Origin of the sequence: Bradyrhizobium sp. CSA207 (assembly GCF_029051685.1) — a bacterium.
In the GTDB taxonomy this organism is placed as follows: domain Bacteria; phylum Pseudomonadota; class Alphaproteobacteria; order Rhizobiales; family Xanthobacteraceae; genus Bradyrhizobium.
Genome location: NZ_JAACFT010000003.1, coordinates 117,546 through 135,345, shown reverse-complemented (window position 1 = coordinate 135,345; position 17,800 = coordinate 117,546). Strand labels below are relative to the sequence as shown.

The window sequence follows — 17,800 nt, the reverse complement described above, 5'->3', positions numbered from 1 at the left end:
CTGGTGTTAAGAGAGCACTTTGTGCTTACCTGATTACGCGGGAGTAACCGGTAAGCGCGACCAGCAGGCCAAATCGAAACGGATCGCGAGGAACGAGCAATGAAGCCCGACGTCTATGCCGCCGATTGCCCGACGCGCCAGATCCTCGACCGCGTCGGCGACAAATGGGCGGTGCTGATCCTGCTGCTGCTGCGGGAGGAGCCGATGCGCTTCAACCGGTTGCGTCGCACGATTGAAGGCATCTCGCAGAAAATGCTGAGCCAGGTTCTCAAATCGCTCGAACGCGATGGCCTGATCAAGCGCCGCGCCATCGCGACCGTGCCGGTGACAGTGGAGTATTCGATCACGCAGCTCGGTGTGACCCTCGCCGCTGCCGTCGATCCCTTGCGCGACTGGGCCGAACAGAATCTGAAAGACGTGCTCGCCGCCCAGCGACGCTACGATTCACAGCTGAAAGAGGAAGCGGCGTAAGCGCTACGCCTGCCCGGCCTTCGCCAGCTCGACCTCGACACGCAGCTCGATCTCGGAGAGCACGGCATCGAGGCCGGAATCGCCTGAGGACGATTTCAGGTTCGCGGCGGCATCGCGCAGCCGCATCACGGTCGAAGCGTCGAGATTACCGGCAAGAAGCCCCATCTTGAGATCGTCGAGCACGTCGAGCGCGGTCTTGCCGCGGGCGACCGAGCGCTTGCGACGCTCGACCGGATCTTCCTCGACGCCCTGCATCGCGAGCAGCGCGTCGATATTGGCTGTGGCCTTTGGCGCTGCGGTCGCCCGCGTCTCCTGCGCCGACGAGGTGTCGGGCAGCACGAAGGTACCGGAGCCCGTCCGCCTGGCCTGGCTGGCCGGCGTTCCGAGCGTGGTGCCGTTCGGTCCGTAGATGCGCATCGAAGCAATCCGGGTGGTCGATGGCCGCAAGCTTCGCCGCTTTATGGTTAATGATGCGTAAACAGCCCGGCAAAAACTGCCGCCAGGCGGCAGTTTCGCTCCTCAGGGCGAACATCCGCTGACACCGGTCGAAACAGATTTATTCAACCTATTCAACCGCCTAACCCCATTATCCGACGTTGGCACAACGCTCGCAAGGAAAGCGTCGGACCAGCTCGTCATGGGAGTGTCGAACAGGTCCGAGATTTGAGGAGCCTCGGGGAGCAGAGGATGCCAGGCGTTCGTTGGGTGAGATTTTTCGGGGTGGCCTGCGCCGCGCTGTCAGCGCTGGCGCTCTCGGCCGCGTCCGTCAATGCGACCTCACGCATCAAGGACCTCGCCAATATCGAAGGCGTCCGGCAGAACCAGCTCATCGGCTACGGCCTCGTTGTCGGCCTCAACGGCACCGGCGACACCCTCAACAACATTCCCTTCACCAAGCAGTCGCTGCAGGCGATGCTCGAGCGCATGGGCGTCAACATCCGCGGCGCCACCATCCGCACCGGCAACGTCGCCGCCGTGATGGTGACCGGCAATCTGCCGGCCTTCGCGACGCAAGGCACGCGCATGGACGTCACCGTCTCGGCGCTCGGCGACGCCAAGAACCTCCAGGGCGGCACCCTGCTCGTTACCCCCCTCCTCGGCGCCGACGGCAACGTCTATGCGGTAGCCCAGGGCTCGCTCGCAATCTCCGGCTTCCAGGCCGAGGGCGAAGCGGCGAAAATCGTGCGCGGAGTGCCGACCGTGGGGCGTATCGCGAACGGCGCCATCATCGAACGCGAGATCGAGTTCGCACTCAATCGCCTGCCGAACGTACGCCTTGCGCTGCGCAACGCCGACTTCACCACCGCCAAGCGCATCGCGGCGGCCGTCAACGACTATCTCGGGGTCAAGACCGCCGAGCCGATCGACCCCTCGACCGTACAGCTTTCGATCCCGCCGGAGTTCAAGGGCAACGTGGTCGCCTTCCTCACCGAGATCGAGCAGCTCCAGGTCGATCCCGATCTCGCCGCCAAGATCATCATCGACGAGCGCTCGGGCATCATCGTGATGGGCCGCGACGTCCGCGTCGCCACCGTCGCGGTCGCGCAAGGCAACCTCACTGTCACCATCTCCGAGAGCCCGCAGGTGAGCCAGCCCAACCCGCTGTCGCGAGGGCGGACCGTGGTAACGCCACGAACCGGCGTCACCGTCACCGAGGACGGCAAGAAGTTCGCCGTCGTCAAGGACGGCGTCTCGCTCCAGCAGCTCGTCGACGGTCTCAACGGCCTCGGCATCGGCCCGCGCGACCTCATCAGCATCCTCCAAGCCATCAAGGCGGCGGGCGCGATCGAAGCCGACATCGAGGTGATGTGATGCAGACGGGCATGATCAACACCGCGCACGTCGTCTCCTCTGCGTTCTCCGTGGAGAGCCGCAACGGTCGGCCCGATTTCGAGCTCGCCGCCGCGCTGCAAAAGGTCTCGCCGCAGCAGCAGACCAAGGCGCAGAAGACCGCCACCGATTTCGAGGCCATGTTCCTCAACAGCATGTTCTCGCAGATGACCTCGGGCCTGAAGGGCGAAGGCCCCTTCGGCGACACGCCGGGCACCGGCGTGTGGCGCTCGATGCTGACCGAGCAATATTCCAAGAACTTCGCCAAGGCCGGCGGCGTCGGCGTCGCCACCGAAGTCTACCGCACCCTCATCCTGCAGCAGGCGAAAACCATCCGCACGGCATAAGGTCCCCTCGACATGAACCACTTCAACGCCTCTCGTCAGCCGATGCCCGGGCAGCGCCCGAACAGCACGCCCGGCAGCGCCGAGGCGCGCAAGCTTGCCGAAGGCCTGATGGATGCGATGAACGCCCTGCTCGGCCTGATCGAGCATGAGACCGAGCTCGTCCGCGCCGGCAAGGTCCGCGAGGCGATGACACTCGAAAGCAAGAAGCAGGAGCTGTCGCGAAACTATGTCGGGGCCGTCAGTCAGCTCAAGGCGAACCAGGCCCAGCTGGCGAAATCCGCGCCCGAGCTGCTCTCGACGCTGCATCGCCACCACGACGCCTTCCGCGCCATGCTCCAGGTCAATCTCACCGTGCTCGCCACCGCCCACGCGGTCTCCGAGAGCGTCGTGCGCGGCGTCAATGCCGAGATCCAGAAGCGCAACGTGCCGAACACCTATACGGCGGCGGGGCGCCGCGCGACCCCGGGCCCGCGCCATATCACGCCGCTCGCGGTCAGCCGCTCGCTCTGAGCGGGCGCGAAAACCACCTGCAATTTTACGAAAATTCACGCGGCGATATCGTCGCGCAATTAGGTACGTTCGCTAACCGGGTCTTCAAACCTGGTGTTCCATGGTTGCGTATTGAGAGGGGTTGGGATTTGACTCACGTTAGGCAACCAGGAGGCTGCCATGAGTACAGATTTCAGCATCAGGCCGGTGGGGATACCGGCCCCCGTGCAGATCGTAACGACGTCGAACGCGGCGGCGAATGAGGCCGTACAGACCGATTTGCCGGTGAGCCAGACGGTCGCCGCAAGCGATACCAGCGCGGCTGTGCGCAACGATCTGCACAGCAACGAAAACGTCTCGCGCCAGGTCGTGTTCGACCAGGCGGCTGCATCCTTCGTCTTCCAGGTCGTCAACGAGAGGACCGAGGCGGTGGTCAATCAATTCCCCGACGAAGCGATGCTGCGCCGGCGAGCCTATTTCCATGCACTTGATCTGAAGTCCGAGCCCTCGCGTCCGCTCAATACGGACCTCAGCGCCTGACGATCACGCATCGAGCGTCGCGACGGCGGTGTCGAGATACGTCGAGCCGGTCGCGGGATCTGTGACGACGTTCTGGGCTTTGCGGGTGTCGGTCACGGCCGGCCGGAAAGACCAGCAGCGATATTGCGGTTGATCTCGATCAACGGGCGGAAGTGATCGAACTGCGGGCTCATCTGCAGCGCGGCGGTCTGGCTCAGCACGAACACGCTGATGTTGGCGATCTTCTGCCGGACGTCGATCGGCTGCGGATTGTTATCGCGCATCGCTTCGCTGAGGAAGATGGTCCAGAGCTTGCGATTGAACATCAGGGCCTGCATCGTCTGCTCGCTGAGCGGATCGGCGTTGTTGATCGCATCCTGAAGCTTGTTCGCTGCCTTGAGCAGGGTCTGCGCCTCGACGTCGCGAGGAGATGCTGTGGTCGTGGCAACACGCGCGTAAGCCGAGGCAGCGGAATTCGACATCAATCACACCTTGGAGGTTACCTAGCCCGTTGAACGCGCTTAAGGATTTGTTCCCAACCCTAGGCAGCACCGCTTAAGATTTGCTTACGTGAGAGAGTGGAAGCACTCCGGACAATTACGGGCCGCGGATTCTTCCTCAAGCCCAAGCTAGATGCGCGTGCGTGCGCTGTAAACGATCGCGTCTATCATGCGCTGATTTCGGCTAATCTTGTCTTAGCAATCTCGCTCAAAAGGAACGGCGAGGCCCTGGCCTCGCCGCGATTTCGGATGCGGAGATTCTCAAGCTCGGGATTAGCGCAGCAGCTGCAGCACGCTCTGCTGCGACTGGTTGGCGAGCGACAGCGCCGAGACCGCGATCGACTGGCGGGTCGAGAGCGCCTGGCTGTTGGCCGCTTCCTCGTTGGTGTCGGCCAGCGTCAGGTTGGACGAGCCCGTCTGCAGCACGTTGATCAGGTTCTTCGAGAAATCCTGACGCACCTGCACGATCGAGAGGTTCGAACCGAGCGCAGAACCTTCCGAGCGCAGCGTGCTCGAGGCGGCGTTCAGGCTGGTCAGCACCCTGTTGGTGGCGCCATTGTCGATGAAGTCGATACCGTTGACGAGGTTGCTGAGACCGAGGCCCGCCGCGTTGAAGACCACGCCGTTGATGCCGAGTGTCGAGCTGCCGGTCTCGTTGAAGATCAGCTTCAGCGTATCGCCATTAAGCAGGTTCACGCCGTTGAAGGAAGCATCCTGCGAAGTCGTGTCGATCTGCGCCAAAATGTTGTTGAACTGGTTGACCAGGTTTGAGCGCGCCGTCTGCGCGACCGGATCCTGGATCGGCGGCTGGGCGGTCGTGAAAGCGATCACACCCGTGATCGTGCCGCCGACCGCGCCCCCGGCAGTCACCGAGCCGAGCGTCGAGGAGGCATACTCGTTGACGGTGGTGATCGTGAGCACGCCGTTGGCGTCGATCGTCGCGGTCAGATGGTTCGCCTGCAGCTGAGAGTTCAGTTGATCGAGCGTCTTGACGGTGCCGTTGGTACCATCACCAAAGGTCACGTTGACCGGCGTGCCGCCGTTGAACGAGGTAAAGGTCAGGGTCTTGCCCGAGATGCTGCCCGCTCCGGGCGCGCGACCAGCAGTAAAGGCCGTGCCGGTGCCGGTCGGACCGGTCAGGCCGAACGCGGACAGCGCGTTGCCCGTGCCGGTGATCGACAAATCCGCCGTGGTGCCGGTGCTGAGCTTGAGAGCTCCGTTGACGACCGAAGAAAGCGACGAACCGCTCGCCGCAACCACGGCACCGCCGCTGACGATGCCGGCGCCCGAGGCCAGGTCGATCGCATTCAGTGAATCCTGAACGCTTGCGCCCTGGAGATAGACGACGGAGTTGCCATTGTTGTCCGTCACGATGTTGCCGATCTTGGTGGACCCCGTCGGAGCGGCAGCAGGAACCGCCGCGTTCTTGAACGACACCGTCTTGCCGTCAACGTTCAGCGTGGAGCCGTCGTCAACAAGCGTGCCCAGCGTCGCCGAGGTCGTCAGCCGCGCCTTGGTAACACTGACGTTGCCAGAGCCGGTCGCGGTCGTCAGACCGAGCGCCTTGAGGAAGTCGGCCTTGCCGGTGACGCTGAGATCGGCGCCCGTTCCGGTGGTGAGGGTCAGAACACCGCCGGCGATGGCTGCGTTGGTGCCTGACGAGCTCGACAACGTCGCGGTGCCGCCTGTGATAGCGGCCTTTTGCACGCCACTCGCGAGATCGATCGCATCCATCACGTCCTGGACGGTCGCGGCCGGGATGGCATTTGTCCCGAGGTAAACGGTCGAATTGCCATTGCCGTCGGTGACGACGTTGTTGTTCCTGCCGGAACCGGCGGGAACGCTGGCCACCGCAGGCGCAGCGCCGGCCCTGAACGTGATGGTCTTGCCGTCGACGATCATCACATCGCCGTCTGACGGCGCGCCGTTCGCCGCGATGGTGGTGGCACTGGGCGTGCCGAGCAAGGTGAGGCCCGCCGCAAGGCTATTTGCCGTACCGGCACCGTCGGGAGCAGCAAATCCTGCCAGTGGCTGCGAGATGCCACCGAGCGTGGTCGCGCCGGTGATCGGAGTCGTACCACCAGCAGTACCGTTGGTGATGACATTACCGGTTGCAGTTGCGTACGTGTAGCTCGTGGTGCCGCGAAGATCGGCAGGCGTTGCGCCGGGGATCGTGGTCGTGATGTTCGACTTGGTCGAATAGCCGACCGTGGTCTGGAGCGCCTGGTTCGCGATCGATTTGGCGCTGTCGATCAGCTTTTGCAGCGAGGTGATGCCGGTGTTGGCGGCCTGGAGCACCTGCACGCCGTTGTTGATGCCGTCGAGCAGGTTGCTGATATCGCTCGCCCGGTTGTCCAGCCCCTGTGCGGTGAAGAAGTTGGTGGGGTTGTCGAGCGCCGTGTTGACCTTCTTGCCGGTCGAGAGGCGCTGCTGTGTCGTGGCCAGCAGGTCGGCCGTCGACTGCAGCGACAACAGGTTCTGGCGAACCGACGCCGAGAGAACGATGTTGGACATTGGCTGGTCTTCCTCTTGAACCGGGTACGAATCGGGGCTCGCCGATCTGGAAAGCGGGCTTTTGTCCAGTTTTAGGGGCTGTCCTTTAAAGTATGGTTAACGGCGGTTTAAGGGATACGGTTAATGCCGGGTTAGCGCGTCTTCCCGGCTTGGACCGCGGACTCTGCGCGGTTCCCGCACACGCAAAAAAGCGGCGGGGCCGCCGAGGCCCCGCCGCCATATTTACCTTATGATTTCCGTCGTTTGTTAGCGGAGCAGCTGAAGCACGCTCTGCTGCGACTGGTTGGCCAGCGATAGGGCGGAGACGGCGATCGATTGGCGGGTCGACAGCGCCTGGCTGTTGGCCGCTTCTTCGTTGGTGTCGGCCAGCGTCAGGTTGGACGAGCCGGTCTGCAGCACGTTGATCAGGTTCTTGTTGAAGTCCTGACGGATCTGCACGACCGAGAGGTTCGAACCCAGGGTCGAGGCTTCCGACCGCAGGGTGCTCGAGGCCGAGTTCAGGCTGACGAGCACCTTGTTGGTCGCGGCGTTATCGATGAAGTCGCTGCCCTGAACCAGGCCGGCGAGGCCGAGACCCTTCGAGTTGAAGGTCACGCCGGTAATATTCAGGGTCGACTTGGCCGTCTCGTCGAAGACGAGCTTGAGCTGATCACCGTTGAGCAGGTTGACGCCGTTGAAGGACGCGTCGACCGACGTGGTGTCGATCTGCGCCAGGATGTTGTTGTACTGGGACACCAGGTTGGAGCGGGTGGCCTGCGCCACGGGATCAACAGTCGGCGTCGTCGCATTCGTCCAGCTCAGGGCCGAGGTGATCGTGCCGCCGATCACGCCGCCTGCGACTGCCGAGCCGATTGTCGAGGAAGCATACTCGTTGGTCGTCGAGATCGTGAGCAGGCCGTTGGCATCGATCGTGGCCGCAAGGTTGTTGGCCTGAAGCGCCGTATTGAGCTGATCGAGCGTCTTGACCGTGCCATTGGTGCCGTCGCCGATGGTGACGTTGACCGCCGTGCCGCCGTTGAAGGAGGAGAAGGTCAAGGTCTTGCCCGAGATACTACCTGACGCGGGCGTGCGGCTCGCGGTGAAGGCGGTCCCGGTGCCGGTCGAACCGGTCAGGCCGAGCGAGGACAGCGCATTGCCCGAGCCGGTGATCGACAGATCCGCATTGGCGCCGGTGGAGATATGCAGCGAACCGGCGACCAGCGAGGAGTTGGTCTGACCGGTTGCGGTGCTCAGGGTCGCCGTACCGCCGGAGTTGGATGCGGTCTGCACGCCGGTGGCGAGATCGATCGCCTTCAGCACGTCGGCAATCGTACCCTTGTTGAGATAGACCGTCGAGTTGCCGCTGCCGTCGGTCACAACGTTGCCGCTCACGCCCGAGCCACTCGCAACCTGCGCCGCAGCGGGGGTTCCACCGTTCTGGAAGGTGATGGTCTTGCCGTTGACGTTCAGGGTCGATCCATCCTGCACGAACGAGCCGAGGCTGCCCGATGCAGTGACGCGAGCCGCAGTGACAGTGGCACTACCGGTACCGGTCGCCGTGGTCAGCCCCAGAGCCTTGAGGATGTCGGCCTTGCCCGAAACGCTCAGATCCGCACCGGTCGAGCTCTCGAGGAGCAGCGCACCGCTGCCGTTGACGGTCGAGGCGGTCTGGCTGGTGTTCAGCGTCAAAGTACCGGCGACGTTGCTCTGCACACCGCTGGCGACGTCAATCGCGGTCAGCACGTCACCGACCGAGGCCTTCGTCGTAGAACCAAGATAGACGAGCGAATTGCCGCTCGCATCCGTATAGACGTTGCCGGTGGTCACGCCGGCCGACGCAGCGACCTTGGTGAATCCAGTCGGTGCCGTACCCGGCGCGTCACCCGAAGCAAAGGTGATGGTCTTGCCGTTGACAGTGAAGGTGTCACCCGCGACAACGCCGGCGTTGGCGTCACTGACAGCAGCCGTGCCGTTCAGGAGGCTGGCCGCCGTGGTCGCCGCGTTGATCGCGGTGCCCGTATAGGTGGCCACGGCCGATGCGCCCAGCGTGGTCGTCGAGATCGCTGCCGTGACGCCACCAGCTGTGCCGGAGAACAGCACGTTGGAAAGCGCGGTCGCGCTGGAATAGGTCGTGGTGCCGCGCAGGTCGGACGAGGTTGCGCCCGCGATCGTGGTCGAGACGTTCGACTTGGTCGAGTAGCCGACCGTGGTCTGCAGCGCCTGGTTGGCGATCGACTTCGCGCTGTCGAGCAGCTTCGACAGCGAGGTGATGCCGGTGTTGGCGGCCTGGAGCACCTGCACGCCGTTGGCGATGCCGTCGAGCAGGTTGTTGATGTCGCTCGCGCGGTTGTCGAGCGACTGTGCCGTGAAGAAGTTGGTGGGGTTGTCGAGCGCCGAGTTCACCTTCTTGCCAGTCGACAAACGGGACTGGGTGGTGGCGAGCAGGTCGGCGGTGGACTGGAGAGAGAGCAGGTTCTGACGAACCGACGCAGAGAGAACGATACCGGACATAACTCTTACCCTTCTGGTTTACGCGTCTTCGTTCGACCGTTTCGGATCGAGTGACGCGCACAGCCTGCGCGGACATGGCTAACAAAGGGTGAAACCCGCTCGGCAACCGTAAGCGCTGGTTCACCATAAGGCGGCGCCAGCACGTTTGCCCCAATAATGATCCGCTTGAAATCCCTTGATATTTTGTGGCGTTTGCGTCCCGTTAACCATAACCAACGGTTACTTTTCCAGGAGCGATCAGGCCCCTTCGCGATCGCTCTGCGCAAAAAGAAAGCGGCGGGGCCGAAGCCCCGCCGCCATGACTTGATTGCGATGTCAGCCGCTATTAGCGGAGCAGCTGGAGCACGCTCTGCTGCGACTGGTTGGCCAGCGACAGCGCGGACACCGCGATCGACTGGCGGGTCGACAGCGCCTGGCTGTTGGCCGCTTCCTCGTTGGTGTCGGCCAGCGTCAGGTTGGACGAGCCGGTCTGCAGCACGTTGATCAGGTTCTTGTTGAAGTCCTGGCGGATCTGCACGATGGAGAGGTTCGAACCCAGGGTCGAGGCTTCCGACCGCAGGGTGCTCGAGGCCGAGTTCAGGCTGGTCAGCACCTTGTTGGTCGCGGCGTTGTCGATGAAGTCGGTGCCCTGCACCAGGCCGGCCAGACCCAGACCCTTCGAGTTGAAGGTCACGCCGGTGATGTTCAGGTTCGACTTGCCGGTCTCGTCGAAAACCAGCTTGAGCTGGTCGCCGTTGAGCAGGTTGACACCGTTGAACGAAGCATCCAGCGAGGTCGTGTCGATCTGTGTCAGGATGTTGTTGTACTGGGACACCAGGTTGGTACGGGTGGCCTGGGCAACTGCGTCAGCGACGGGCGCCGTGGCGTTCGACCAGCTCAGAGCCGATGTGATCGTGCCGCCGATGGTGCCACCCGCGACAGCCGAACCGATGGTCGAGGAGGCGTAGTCGTTGGTCGCCGAGACCGTGAGCAGGCCGTTGGCGTCGATCGTGGCGCTCAGGTTGTTGGCCTGAAGCGCCGTATTGAGCTGATCGAGCGTCTTGACCGTGCCACCAGTGCCGTCGCCGAAGGTGACGTTGACCGCCGTGCCGCCGTTGAAGGAGGAGAAGGTCAAGGTCTTGCCCGAGACGCCGCCCGACGCCGCAGAACGGCTCGCGGTGAAGGCGGTGCCGGTGCCGGTCGAACCGGTCAGGCCGAGCGAGGACAGCGCATTGCCGGTGCCGGTGATCGACAGATCCGCGTTGGCGCCGGTGGAGATATGCAGCGAACCGGCGACCAGCGAGGAGTTGGTCTGACCGGTTGCGGTGCTCAGGGTCGCCGTACCGCCGGAGTTGGATGCGGTCTGCACGCCGGTGGCGAGATCGATCGCCTTCAGCACGTCGGCAATCGTACCCTTGTTGAGATAGACCGTCGAGTTGCCGCTGCCGTCGGTCACAACGTTGCCGCTCACGCCCGAGCCACTCGCAACCTGCGCCGCAGCGGGGGTTCCACCGTTCTGGAAGGTGATGGTCTTGCCGTTGACGTTCAGGGTCGATCCATCCTGCACGAACGAGCCGAGGCTGCCCGATGCAGTGACGCGAGCCGCAGTGACAGTGGCACTACCGGTACCGGTCGCGGTGGTCAGCCCGAGAGCCTTGAGGATGTCGGCCTTGCCCGAAACGCTCAGATCCGCACCGGTCGAGCTCTCGAGGAGCAGCGCACCGCTGCCGTTGACGGTCGAGGCGGTCTGGCTGGTGTTCAGCGTCAAAGTACCGGCGACGTTGCTCTGCACACCGCTGGCGACGTCAATCGCGGTCAGCACGTCACCGACCGAGGCCTTCGTCGTAGAACCAAGATAGACGAGCGAATTGCCGCTCGCATCCGTATAGACGTTGCCGGTGGTCACGCCGGCCGACGCAGCGACCTTGGTGAATCCAGTCGGTGCCGTACCCGGCGCGTCACCCGAAGCAAAGGTGATGGTCTTGCCGTTGACAGTGAAAGTGTCACCCGCGACAACGCCGGCGTTGGCGTCACTGACAGCAGCCGTGCCGTTCAGGAGGCTGGCCGCCGTGGTCGCCGCGTTGATCGCGGTGCCCGTATAGCTGGCCACGGCCGACGCGCCCAGCGTGGTCGTCGAGGTCGCTGCCGTGACGCCACCAGCCGCGCCGGAGAACAGCACGTTGGAGAGCGCGGTCGCGCTGGTGTAGGTCGTGGTGCCGCGCAGGTCGGTCGAGGTCGCACCCGCGATGGTGGTCGAGACGTTGGACTTGGTCGAGTAACCGACCGTGGTCTGCAGCGCCTGGTTGGCGATCGACTTGGCCGAGTCGAGCAGCTTCTGCAGCGAGGTGATGCCGGTGTTGGCGGCCTGGAGCACCTGCACGCCGTTGGCGATGCCATCGAGCAGATTGTTGATGTCGCTGGCGCGGTTGTCGAGCGACTGCGCCGTGAAGAAGTTGGTGGGGTTGTCGAGCGCCGAGTTCACCTTCTTGCCAGTCGACAAACGGGACTGGGTGGTGGCGAGCAGGTCGGCGGTGGACTGGAGAGAGAGCAGGTTCTGGCGAACCGAGGAGGAGAGAACGATACCGGACATACTGTTACCTTTCTGGTAGCTACGCGTCCTGTCTGACCAAGATTGATCAAACGACGGGGCGCAACGTGCGTCCAAGCCTCTAACAATCCGTGAAATGAAACCCCGGGTTTGTCTGCGCCGGGCCTCCGAGGGCCCCCCTGGAGGCCCAAGTCCGGACTGCGCAAGAAATCAGCGCTTTGAAATCGCTCACGTTTCCGCGATGACGGCCGGCGTTTACAACCCGTTAACCACATTCAGCAAGGATTGGACCCAAATCAGGGCCGGCAGCCATCATTGACAGGGCACGCGCGAGGCTCGTTACAACGCGGCAGATGGAGAACAGGCATGGCTCTCAAGGTCGAACTCAGACCACACGAACGCATCATTGTCGGCAACTGCGTGATCACCAACACCGATCAGCGCGCCCGCCTTCTGATCGACGGCGACAACGTGCCGATCCTGCGCGAGCGCGACATCCTCACGCCCGAAACCGCCGACACCCCGGCCAAGCTCGTCTATCTCGCGGTGCAGCTGATGTACATCTCGCCGGATCCGCAGAGCCAGCACGGCACCTATTTCAACCTGGTGCGTGACATCGTCACCGCCGTGCCGAGCGCCTGGCCGATCATCGAGGACATCAACAACCACATCATGAGCGGCGATCTGTACAGGGCCCTCAAGGACGCCCGCAAGCTGATCGCTTATGAAGACAAACTCCGGGATCAATACGAGGCCACGCATCCCAAAAGCGACGTCAAGGGCGACGTCAGCTCGGCCGCCTGAGCAGGCTTCCGCGCATCCAAACGAAAAACGCCCCGGACCTGGTCCGGGGCGTTTTTCATTTCAGTCGGCATTGATCTCACGGCGCCGCGAGCGGCGGCGCCTCGACCTCGATCAGACCATCGCCGGTTCGCCGCGCGCCAAACTCCAGGACCGCCGACACCAGCGCATCGATGTCTCCCTCGTCCGTGCGATGATTGACGATCGCGGCACGGATCGCGAATGTGCCGTCCAGCATCGTGCTCGACGGCGCCGCAATGCCGGACTCCTGGATGTCGGCGACGATCTCGCGATTGATCTCATCGGCGGCACGGTAGCGGAAGCAGACGATGTTGAGATTGACCGGAGCCAATAATTCCAGCCGCGGCTCGGCAAGAACCCGCGTCTCCAGATATTTTGCCAGCGCACAGCTTCGCGCGATCACTGCACCGAGCCGTTCGGTGCCGAACGTCTTCAGCGTGAACCAGGTTTTCAGCGCGCGGAAGCCGCGCGACAGATCGGGGCCGAGATCGCAGGGCCAGACCGCGCCGGCCGCAAGCCCCCTCGCCTCGCGCTGCAGATAGGCCGCCGGTTGCGCAAACGCCTGTCGGTGCTGCTCGCCGTCGCGGACCAGCAGGAAGCCCGCGTCGTAGGGCACCTGCCCCCATTTGTGGAAATCGAGCGCGATGGAATCCGCAAGCTCGATGCCGCCGAGCAATGGCGCAAGCTCGGGCGAGAGAATCGCGAGCGCGCCGAAAGCACCGTCGACGTGAAACCAGATTCCCTCCTCGTGGCACAGCTGCGCCAGCGATTTGAGATCATCGATCGCGCCGATATCGACCGTGCCGGCGGATGCAACCACCAGGAACGGCTTGAAGCCGACCTCGCGATCGATCGCGATCTGTGTGCGCAGGGCGGCGACGTCGATGCGATGATCGGCATCAACCCTGATCTTGCGCAGCGCATCGGTGCCGAGCCCGGCGATATCAATCGCCCGGGAGATGCAGCCATGCGCGGCTTGCGAGGTATAGGCCGTGAGCAGCGCGCCGTCGTTGCCGATGCCGTGCTGCCGTGCCAGCGCGCCGAGTGCGCTGGTGCGTGCCACCAGCACGGCCATCAGATTGGCCATCGATGTGCCCGTGACGAAGATGCCGCTCGCGCCCTCCGGAAACTCGAACAGGCGACGCATCCAGTCGACGATCTGGCGTTCGACCTCGATCGGCATGTGGTCGCGCCCGCCGAGATTGGCGTTGAGTCCCGCTGCCAGCATCTCCGCGAGCATGCCGACCGTGGTGCCGCCGCCATGCACCCAGCCCATGAAGCCGGGATGGACATTGCCGGTCGCATAAGGCGCGACGCTCTCCGAGAATTCGCGATAGACGTCCGCAAGGCCGGTTGGCCCGCGCGGAACGTCAGTCCTGAACGCCGCGCGAACATCCTCGGGTATCGGCTGCCAGACCGGCCGCGCGCGAACATTGGCAATGCTGTCGATGGTCTCGTCCAGCATGCGATGGGCGAGCGCGCGAACCTCGTTCCAGTCCTGCGGATCGAGCGAGGCATGGGTGACGGCCGGTTGCGTGTTGCGGACGATCTCGTTCATGTGGCGCGCCCCTCGTTCGCTTTCGCGTGCCGCGACAGCATCGCCGCGAACGCGGCAAAGATCTTGCGCATCTGCGGCGGCTTGTACGGAAACACGACCGGCGAATCCATGTTGTGCACGACGGCGGTATTGTCGGCCTCGAACACCAGAAGCTCGCGATCCTGGTTCTCGGCACAATCGACGATGAAATAATCGAGGCCAACGCGCCTGCACATCTCGTCGAGCGCGCTGCGGTGACGCGCCGCGAACGCGTGATCGAAGTCGAGCATGAAGATAGCTTCTTCAGCACGCTTCTCCTCGCTGAACGCCATGTAGGCGTTGAGATACCAGATGTCCCAGCGATCGGCGATCGCCATATGGCAGGCGTAAGGCTTGCCGTCGACCATTGCGAGACGATATTTGCGGTAGAGCCCGTCAGGGCTCGCATAATCGACGAAACGCGCAACGAAGAAGTCCTGCTCTTCCCGCTCGGCAAGATAGGCGGCGAGCGCCGACGCGTCGTCGAGCTTTCCGAGCCCGACGCCGGCATGCGAGCCGCGCGGCCGCGCGATCATTGGAAAGTGCAATTCGCCCGCGATGTCCTCGCACGCGATCCGCCCCGCGGACAGGTTCGATAATTGCGCGCGCGTCGCATGGACCGTCGCCGGAATATCGAGACCGGACACGCCCTTCAGCAGCCGATACAGCTTGTCGCGATCGAGGTTGCCGATGAGATCGGGGCGATTGAGCAGCGGCCGCGGCCAGTGCGGTGCGGCCTTTTCGATCAGCGCGAGCGCCTCGCGGCATTCCTCGGAATCGGATGCGACCACGATGGCAACGTCGTGATCGGGCAATTTCTCCGGCAAGCCGACGCCTTTGACCACATAAAGCGTCAACAGCTCGATGTCGGAGCCTTCGAGCAGGAATTCGATCGGCGTGTTGCCGCCCATGTCGATGTCAGCCGCAAGCGCGAGCACACGCAAGCCGGGTTTCGGCCCTGTGCAGGGTGTACGAAACAATTGATGGAAGGTGAGCACCTCCGACTGGATCGCAAGCCCCTGCGCCTTGTCGCCGAGAAGCTGGGTAATCAGCGACAGATCGAGGCCTTCGCCCGCCAGTGCCGTCCCCGCCGCGATCCGCGTGACGAGCTGGTCGCGCAACGGGTGCAGATCGACACCTTCGAAGGCGCGGCGCGTCAACTGCGCAAAGCCGATGCGGTCGGCATAGTCCGGCGCGGTCACACCGATCGGCGTAGAAACTGGATGCTGCATCTCACACCTCGAACGCGGACTTTTTCGGTACGGCCGCACCACTCGCACGGCCAAGCAGCAGCTCGATCTTCACCAGGACGTGGGCGATACGATCGAGGATGTGCTGCACATTGCGTTGCGCCTGCGCGGCATCAGCCGACCAGGCCTCCGTCACCAGCCGTGCGCCGAGACAGAGCCGCAGCACGGCCTGCGACGCGCCGTCCGGCCGCTCCAGCCGAACCGGCTGGCCGATCAGGCAGCGCTGCGCGGCAATCTGGCGGTCAGCAGCACTGCCGCTGATCTCGCCGTTCATGTCGGCCGCCAGCGCGCGATGAACGGCGCTGGTCTCGGCATTCGAGACCGGTCTGCCGTCTCGCAGCAGCGTGAACGGAAAGATCGTCGCTTGGGCGAATTCCTCGTCGTCCACACCGGCCTTCGCATGCGCGGACGGAACGGCCTGGAGCGACGGCGACAGCGCGATCATGCAGTCGATGCCCGCAGCAAGTTCGGCCAGTGCCTTGGCACGGAAGGCGCCCGGCACGGCATAGTAGCTGCCGATCTCGGTGAGCGCCGCCTCCCAGCGCAGCCATTGGCCGAAATTGGGCCGGCGCTCGAAATGCGAGCGCAAGGTGATCCACGCCTGCGGCCAGTCGCTGCGGCCGGCATAGTCGAGCAATCCCGGCGCGATGCCACCGGCCCGGTCGATCAACCGCGAAAGACCTTTCGGCACCAGCAGAGCGCCGCTGAAGGCTGGCCCGCCGAAGAATTTCGAGCCGGTGATCAACACCATGTAGCCGCGGTCGAGGTAGGAGCGCAGCCGCCGGCGCCCGAGCCGGGCCTGGCAGGCATCGACGACGACCTGAACCTTGCCGGGCCAACGCCGCGCGATCTCGTCGAGGCAGGCCGCGCTCGGCGCTCGCCAGCCGAGCTTTGACGAATCCATGATCTGAAGCAGCACGGACGCGCCCTGCGCGATCGTGACCTCGACCGCGCGCAGCACTGCGGCATCCGCATCCGGACGCATCGCAATGTCGGACGCGGTGTCGAGCAGCGGCACCGCGATGCTGTCGCCGGCGAGGCCCGCCACCGCACCGTCCTTGCGCACGGCAAAGCCGCCCGCTGTCATCGCGCTGAAATGGCGACCGCGCGCGGTGTACGCCGTCCCGCTACCGGTCTGGTCGGTGCCGACCACGATGGTCACCGGCGGCACGCCGAGCACCGCACGTGCCAGGAACAGGGCGTGGAGCTGGGAGTCCGTGCCGGACGGCGAGAATACGATGTCCACCCGCGGCGAGAGTTGGAGGTGGCCGCGCAATTCGCCGCGCACGTCCTCGCAACGCGCATCGAAGGCGACTTCGACCTCGTCGAAAAGACATTTGTGCATGAGTTCTTCGCGCGCCAGCGCAGCGCGGTCATAAGCGGCCTGCGAGATCGATGCCGCGGTCGAGGAGGCGAAATTCCAGATCTCTGGCTCCGGCGAGGGCGTACAACCATAGACGTTGACGCGGTCTGTCGGATCGAGCGCCAGCCGCGGATCTCCACCGCAGACGAGCAGCGTATCGAGCGGTGTGAAGAGATCGCGCAAGCGGTAGCGCGAGCCGCCGTTGGACGCCCGCTCCGGGTCTGACGGACGGGATGCGCTGGCGCTCATCCCGGAACGCTCACGCCGCATCGGCCGCCGCAGCGGGCGTCGGCGCGAATTGCGAGGCGATGTCGCCGTGGAAGACCGACGGCCCGACGTGATCGAGCGAGCTCTGGATGTCGGCCCAGATCTCGCCGCCGATGTCGGTCCAGCGCTTGCAGAAGGCGAAGTCCTCGGAAAGATAAGTGCCGGTCACCGGATCTATCATGCATTCGAACAGCGCGAACCGGTTCTGGCTCGCCGCCAGCGAGTCGTGCGAATGCTCGCGGAAGAACTGAAGAGCGGCGTGGTTCGGATGGCGGCACATCGCCTCCAGCACGTGGCGCCGGATCATCAGGAACCCGGTGCCGGCATAACGTACGCGCGTAAAACCGTTGACCACCACGATGCGGTCGGGATCGTCGATCTCGAGCACGTAGTCGAGCGAGGCCGCCGGCACATCGTCCCTGCCCGCCTGGATCGCCCGCTTCGCCTTGTCCCAGTTGACGCGCTTGATCGGATAGCAGCCGGCGACGACGTCGGCCCCGCATTCGATCAGCCGGAACACCTGCTCCGGCTTGAAGCCGATGTCGGCGTCGATGAACAGGAAATGCGTCGCCTTGGGATCGTCCAGGAACATCGCGACCAGATTGGCCCGCGCGCGCGTGATCAGCGCGTCGCCGTCGCGCAGCAGCACCTTCAGTTCGAGATTGGACATGCCATGCACGGCGCGCTGGAGTGCGAAGATCGAGCTTGCATAGATGCTCGACACCTGCCCGCCAAAGCACGGCGTCGCGACCACCAGTTGCATCCTGTCCGACATCGACGGCTCCGCCCCGCTCAAATCCTCACCAAGAGGTAAACAGGCATGGTTAACGCCGCC

At 64.1% G+C, this 17,800-nt stretch carries 15 protein-coding genes; 6 read left to right on the top strand and 9 right to left on the bottom strand.

Annotation, left to right across the window (positions count from 1 at the left end; translation table 11 throughout):
- Positions 1 to 99: 99 nt before the first annotated feature.
- Positions 100 to 471, top strand: a complete 372-nt coding sequence (locus tag GWG65_RS03960) for a helix-turn-helix domain-containing protein (RefSeq protein WP_275194075.1) — start codon at positions 100 to 102, stop codon at positions 469 to 471.
- A gap of 3 nt (positions 472 to 474) precedes the next feature.
- Here GWG65_RS03960 and GWG65_RS03955 read toward each other — a convergent pair whose 3' ends face one another.
- Positions 475 to 888 carry a flagellar assembly protein FliX gene (locus GWG65_RS03955; RefSeq protein ID WP_275194074.1) on the bottom strand — a complete coding sequence of 138 codons (414 nt, stop codon included), beginning with the start codon at positions 886 to 888 and terminating at the stop codon, positions 475 to 477.
- 270 nt (positions 889 to 1,158) lie between these two features.
- Between GWG65_RS03955 and GWG65_RS03950 the strand changes: the two genes are divergently transcribed.
- The 4 genes from GWG65_RS03950 (at position 1,159) to GWG65_RS03935 (ending at position 3,677) form a co-directional block, all read left to right on the top strand.
- Positions 1,159 to 2,283 carry a flagellar basal body P-ring protein FlgI gene (locus GWG65_RS03950; RefSeq protein WP_275194073.1) on the top strand — a complete coding sequence of 375 codons (1,125 nt, stop codon included), beginning with the start codon at positions 1,159 to 1,161 and terminating at the stop codon, positions 2,281 to 2,283.
- Complete coding sequence (gene flgJ, locus GWG65_RS03945) at positions 2,283 to 2,648, top strand: flagellar assembly peptidoglycan hydrolase FlgJ (RefSeq protein ID WP_275194071.1); 366 nt, start codon at positions 2,283 to 2,285, stop codon at positions 2,646 to 2,648. Before GWG65_RS03950 ends, flgJ begins: the two co-directional genes overlap by 1 nt.
- A gap of 12 nt (positions 2,649 to 2,660) precedes the next feature.
- On the top strand, positions 2,661 to 3,158 hold the full coding sequence (locus tag GWG65_RS03940) for a hypothetical protein (RefSeq protein WP_275194069.1): 498 nt from the start codon (positions 2,661 to 2,663) through the stop codon (positions 3,156 to 3,158).
- Between the two features lie 159 nt (positions 3,159 to 3,317).
- Positions 3,318 to 3,677 (top strand): hypothetical protein, encoded by a 360-nt coding sequence (locus GWG65_RS03935; protein ID WP_275194068.1) that lies wholly within the window; start codon positions 3,318 to 3,320, stop codon positions 3,675 to 3,677.
- Between the two features lie 92 nt (positions 3,678 to 3,769).
- On the opposite strand, the gene flaF is transcribed toward GWG65_RS03935, so the two are convergent.
- From flaF to GWG65_RS03915, 4 genes are all read right to left on the bottom strand, one after another.
- Positions 3,770 to 4,138 (bottom strand): flagellar biosynthesis regulator FlaF, encoded by a 369-nt coding sequence (flaF, locus tag GWG65_RS03930; RefSeq protein ID WP_275194067.1) that lies wholly within the window; start codon positions 4,136 to 4,138, stop codon positions 3,770 to 3,772.
- 291 nt (positions 4,139 to 4,429) lie between these two features.
- Positions 4,430 to 6,670: a DUF1522 domain-containing protein gene (locus GWG65_RS03925; RefSeq protein WP_275194066.1), complete on the bottom strand. Its 2,241-nt coding sequence runs from the start codon at positions 6,668 to 6,670 to the stop codon at positions 4,430 to 4,432.
- A 246-nt stretch (positions 6,671 to 6,916) separates the two neighbouring features.
- Entirely contained in the window at positions 6,917 to 9,160 is a 2,244-nt protein-coding gene (locus GWG65_RS03920; RefSeq protein WP_275194065.1) for a DUF1522 domain-containing protein, read from the bottom strand.
- A 325-nt stretch (positions 9,161 to 9,485) separates the two neighbouring features.
- Complete coding sequence (locus GWG65_RS03915; protein ID WP_275194063.1) at positions 9,486 to 11,729, bottom strand: DUF1522 domain-containing protein; 2,244 nt, start codon at positions 11,727 to 11,729, stop codon at positions 9,486 to 9,488.
- A 324-nt stretch (positions 11,730 to 12,053) separates the two neighbouring features.
- Here GWG65_RS03915 and flbT point away from each other — a divergent pair, with 324 nt between their 5' ends.
- On the top strand, positions 12,054 to 12,491 hold the full coding sequence (gene flbT / locus GWG65_RS03910; RefSeq protein WP_275194062.1) for a flagellar biosynthesis repressor FlbT: 438 nt from the start codon (positions 12,054 to 12,056) through the stop codon (positions 12,489 to 12,491).
- A 76-nt stretch (positions 12,492 to 12,567) separates the two neighbouring features.
- On the opposite strand, the gene GWG65_RS03905 is transcribed toward flbT, so the two are convergent.
- The 4 genes from GWG65_RS03905 to GWG65_RS03890 are packed head-to-tail and all read right to left on the bottom strand — an operon-like array spanning position 12,568 to position 17,740.
- A complete protein-coding gene (locus GWG65_RS03905) occupies positions 12,568 to 14,067 on the bottom strand; it encodes an aspartate aminotransferase family protein (protein ID WP_275194061.1) in 1,500 nt (499 codons plus the stop codon).
- Entirely contained in the window at positions 14,064 to 15,317 is a 1,254-nt protein-coding gene (locus tag GWG65_RS03900) for a hypothetical protein (protein WP_275194060.1), read from the bottom strand. Before GWG65_RS03900 ends, GWG65_RS03905 begins: the two co-directional genes overlap by 4 nt.
- A 1-nt stretch (position 15,318) precedes the next feature.
- On the bottom strand, positions 15,319 to 16,968 hold the full coding sequence (locus GWG65_RS03895) for a hypothetical protein (protein WP_275194059.1): 1,650 nt from the start codon (positions 16,966 to 16,968) through the stop codon (positions 15,319 to 15,321).
- Positions 16,958 to 17,740: a hypothetical protein gene (locus GWG65_RS03890; RefSeq protein ID WP_275194058.1), complete on the bottom strand. Its 783-nt coding sequence runs from the start codon at positions 17,738 to 17,740 to the stop codon at positions 16,958 to 16,960. Before GWG65_RS03890 ends, GWG65_RS03895 begins: the two co-directional genes overlap by 11 nt.
- Between the last annotated feature and the right edge of the window lie 60 nt (positions 17,741 to 17,800).

Bases quoted from the DNA above. Each gene is read 5' to 3' on its own strand.
- flgJ (WP_275194071.1), top strand. From the start codon at position 2,283: ATGCAGACGGGCATGATCAACACCGCGCACGTCGTCTCCTCTGCGTTC.
- flbT (WP_275194062.1), top strand. From the start codon at position 12,054: ATGGCTCTCAAGGTCGAACTCAGACCACACGAACGCATCATTGTCGGC.
- GWG65_RS03940 (WP_275194069.1), top strand. From the start codon at position 2,661: ATGAACCACTTCAACGCCTCTCGTCAGCCGATGCCCGGGCAGCGCCCG.
- GWG65_RS03890 (WP_275194058.1), bottom strand. From the start codon at position 17,740: ATGTCGGACAGGATGCAACTGGTGGTCGCGACGCCGTGCTTTGGCGGG.
- GWG65_RS03915 (WP_275194063.1), bottom strand. From the start codon at position 11,729: ATGTCCGGTATCGTTCTCTCCTCCTCGGTTCGCCAGAACCTGCTCTCT.
- GWG65_RS03900 (WP_275194060.1), bottom strand. From the start codon at position 15,317: ATGCAGCATCCAGTTTCTACGCCGATCGGTGTGACCGCGCCGGACTAT.
- GWG65_RS03905 (WP_275194061.1), bottom strand. From the start codon at position 14,067: ATGAACGAGATCGTCCGCAACACGCAACCGGCCGTCACCCATGCCTCG.
- GWG65_RS03960 (WP_275194075.1), top strand. From the start codon at position 100: ATGAAGCCCGACGTCTATGCCGCCGATTGCCCGACGCGCCAGATCCTC.
- GWG65_RS03935 (WP_275194068.1), top strand. From the start codon at position 3,318: ATGAGTACAGATTTCAGCATCAGGCCGGTGGGGATACCGGCCCCCGTG.
- flaF (WP_275194067.1), bottom strand. From the start codon at position 4,138: ATGTCGAATTCCGCTGCCTCGGCTTACGCGCGTGTTGCCACGACCACA.
- GWG65_RS03925 (WP_275194066.1), bottom strand. From the start codon at position 6,670: ATGTCCAACATCGTTCTCTCGGCGTCGGTTCGCCAGAACCTGTTGTCG.
- GWG65_RS03895 (WP_275194059.1), bottom strand. From the start codon at position 16,968: ATGCGGCGTGAGCGTTCCGGGATGAGCGCCAGCGCATCCCGTCCGTCA.
- GWG65_RS03950 (WP_275194073.1), top strand. From the start codon at position 1,159: ATGCCAGGCGTTCGTTGGGTGAGATTTTTCGGGGTGGCCTGCGCCGCG.
- GWG65_RS03920 (WP_275194065.1), bottom strand. From the start codon at position 9,160: ATGTCCGGTATCGTTCTCTCTGCGTCGGTTCGTCAGAACCTGCTCTCT.
- GWG65_RS03955 (WP_275194074.1), bottom strand. From the start codon at position 888: ATGCGCATCTACGGACCGAACGGCACCACGCTCGGAACGCCGGCCAGC.